The organism is Kitasatospora sp. NPDC059722, assembly GCF_042733235.1.
GTDB lineage: Bacteria > Actinomycetota > Actinomycetes > Streptomycetales > Streptomycetaceae > Kitasatospora.
This window is the reverse complement of record NZ_JBHWGD010000251.1, coordinates 1-2,891: the sequence shown is the minus strand read 5'-3', so window position 1 is coordinate 2,891 and position 2,891 is coordinate 1. Positions and strand designations below refer to the sequence as shown.

3 protein-coding genes are annotated in these 2,891 nt (G+C 73.4%); all 3 read right to left on the bottom strand.

Annotated elements, in window-relative coordinates; translation table 11 throughout:
- The coding region (locus ACFV4F_RS43020; protein ID WP_380511432.1) for a winged helix-turn-helix transcriptional regulator at window positions 1-333 on the bottom strand (333 nt) is incomplete at its 3' end.
- Window positions 334-501: 168 nt separating this feature from the next.
- A complete protein-coding gene (locus ACFV4F_RS43015; RefSeq protein ID WP_380439900.1) occupies window positions 502-2,094 on the bottom strand; it encodes an LCP family protein in 1,593 nt (530 codons plus the stop codon).
- On the bottom strand, window positions 2,087-2,701 hold the full coding sequence (locus tag ACFV4F_RS43010) for a DUF6542 domain-containing protein (RefSeq protein ID WP_380439902.1): 615 nt from the start codon (window positions 2,699-2,701) through the stop codon (window positions 2,087-2,089). The genes ACFV4F_RS43015 and ACFV4F_RS43010 overlap by 8 nt, the downstream gene beginning before the upstream one ends.
- Window positions 2,702-2,891 lie beyond the last annotated feature (190 nt).

Below are 2,891 nucleotides of genomic sequence, written 5' to 3'. Positions count from 1 at the left end.
GGGCTCGTCGGCCCCGAAGAACCACTGGTCGCCCCACTGCCGCAGCGCCGTGACCACCGGGAACAGCGCGCGGCCCTTCTCGGTGAGCAGGTACTCCTGGTACGGGCCGCCGTCGGCGGCGGGCGCGAGCTCGAAGACGCCGTTCGCGACGAGGCTGGCGAGGCGCGCCGACAGGACGTTCTTCGCGAGGCCGAGGTTCTTCTGGAACTGCCCGAAGCGCCGCAGCCCGTCGAAGGCGTCGCGGATGATCAGCAGCGTCCAGCCGTCGCCGACGACGTCGAGCGGGCGGGCGACCGGACAGGCCGACTCCTCGTGCGTGGTGCGCTTCGGCACGTCCGCCGCCTCTCCTCCTCGGTCGTTCCGGTCACTCAGGGTATCGGTTGCCATCGAACCCGGCGGGCGTTCCGGGGCAGGCCGCGGGACGGCGGCCACGGACTCCGGCCACCGCCCCGCGAACCCGCCGGCCCTCAGAACCCGTGGGCACTCATGACCCGCCGGCCCTCAGTCGACGCAGGGGATCCCGCCCGCCTTGACCGCCGGTCCCTGCATCGGGAGGCCGGCCGCCGGGTCGCCCTGATCGCCGGAGGGAGCGGCGGACGGCGCGGCGCTCGGCGTGGCGGCACGGGCGCTGCCCAGCGTGACCACGACGTGCCCCGCGGGCACGCCCGAGGCCGCCGTCGCGGTGACGCCGTAGCGGGCCGCGATCGCCTGGGCGTCGGCCTTGGCGCCGGTGCCGTAGGTGACCGTGGTGGTCTTCGTCTTGACCGCCGCGTCGCCCACCTTGCCCGCCGGGTAGCCGAGTTCGGTGAGCGCCTTGGACTCGTTGGCCGCCGCGCCGGGCCCGGCGGCCGTCACCGCGAGCACGTCCACGGTCGCCTTGTCCTTGGCGGGCGTCGCCGCGGCCGTCGTGGGCGCGGCGCTCGCGGCGGCGGCGTCCCCGGGATCGGGCGCGGCCTGGACGGGCGCCGGGTCGCGGCTGAAGAGCTGCCGGGTGATCTTCTTGATCAGGTCCGGGTTGACGGTGTTGACCTCCTGGCCGCCGACCGTCTTGAATCCGGTGATCGGCAGGGTGTTGAACTCGACGTTGCCGCCGGTGAGGTTGGGCGCCTGCTGGGCGAAGTCGAGGATGTTCCACTCGTTGTCGATGACGACGTCCTTCTTCACCACCCCGAAGAGCTTCTGCATCTGGCCGAAGTCGTTGAGGATGCCCTGCTGCTTGAGCTTGTACTCGACCGAGGAGATGAACGCCTGCTGGCGGTGGGTGCGGTCGAGGTCGCCGTTGGTGAGGTGGTGGCGCTGGCGGACGAAGGAGAGCGCCTGGGCGGCGTCCAGCGAGCTGATGCCGGCGGGCAGCTTGAGCCCGGTGCCGCCGCCCTCGTGGCTCGCGGTGCGGGCGATGATCGGGTCGTCGACCGGGTGGTTGAGGCAGACCTGGATCGGCTCGACCGCCTTGGCGATGTCGTAGAAGCCGATCAGGTTGACCTCGGCGAAGTGGTCGATCGGGACGTCCAGGAAGCTCTGCACCGTCTGGATGGTGGCCGAGCGCCCCGCCTCGCGGCTCTGCCGCTCCAGCTCCGCCTTGGAGAGCCCCTTGTTGGCGAGCTTCGCCTCGGCGGCCTCCTTCGCGATCCCGTACGCCTCCTTGATCTTGTGCATCTTGCCGTCCGCGCCGACCGTCTGCACGTAGTCGTCGCGCGGGACGGACAGCGCGGTGACCTTGCCGCCGTTGGCCGGGATGTGCAGGACGATCAGCGCGTTGGTGTTGTACCCGCCGATCTCGCTCGACCCGGCGTGCAGCTCGTCCTCGACGAACTGCTTCGGCAGGTCGTTGCCGTCCATGTCCTTGCGGCTGTCGAGGCCGATCAGCAGCAGGTTCACCGACTTGTCGAGGTGCGGCGGGGCGTTCTTCTTGGCCTCGCCGAGCGCGCCGGACTTGGTCATGCCGTCGTCGAGGCTGCGGTACTCGTACCACGTGAAGCCGCTCGCCCCGAGCACGGCCACCGAGACGGCGCAGGCGATGGTGCGGGCCGCGACCGCCAGCGGCGCCGGTCCGCTGCGCGCGGCCCGCCCGCGCGGGGTCCTGCGGTCAGCCACGTCGACTCCTCCGGTTGCCGTCGGATGTCCCGCCGCCGCCGGCCCTGGCCTCCGGCTGCCGGCCCTCCGGCCGCCGCCGTTCGGCGACGGCCTTGGCCACGATCACCACGAGCGCCGCCACCACCGCCGCCGCCATCACCGGGAACGCCCCGACGACCCAGCGCAGCGCGCCCGTGCCGAGCTGCTTGGTGTTCTGGTACTGGTCACCGTTGAACACGTACTCCGTGGCGGAGGCCGTGACCAGCACCACGAGCGGCGCGCCGGTCACCACCCACCAGCGGCCCGCCGGGCTGCACAGCAGCGCGGCGAGCCCGGTGCCGAGGACGGCGGCGACGGCGAAGAGGATGCCGACGCCCGGGCCGCCCAGCTCGTCCGCCACGGCGCCGGCCAGCGGCAGGCCGATCGCCAGCACGACCGCCACGAGGCTCCCGCGCTTCTGCGCCTGCTGCTTGCGCCGCGCGGCGGCGTTCGCGCGCTGGCCCCGCGAGCCGGGCGCCGGGGCCGGCTCGGCCGCGCCCGCCGAACGCGACCGCTGCGCGGGGACTGCGGCGTCGTCGGGGCGCGGCCCGGCCTCCTGGTACGGCGTTCTCGCCCGCTGCCCGGCCATGCGCACTTCCCTCGATCGTTTCGGCTGCCGCGGCGCGAGCGCGCCGCTCTGCGTGCCGGGACGCGGAGCGTCCAGGCAGCGGTTCCCGCGTCTACAGCGCTGTAGAAGCGGGACGGGAGCATACCAACCCAGTTCAGCAAAGTCACCCGCCCTGCGCCGCACCGGCGGTCCACCCGGGGGGCGGGGGGTG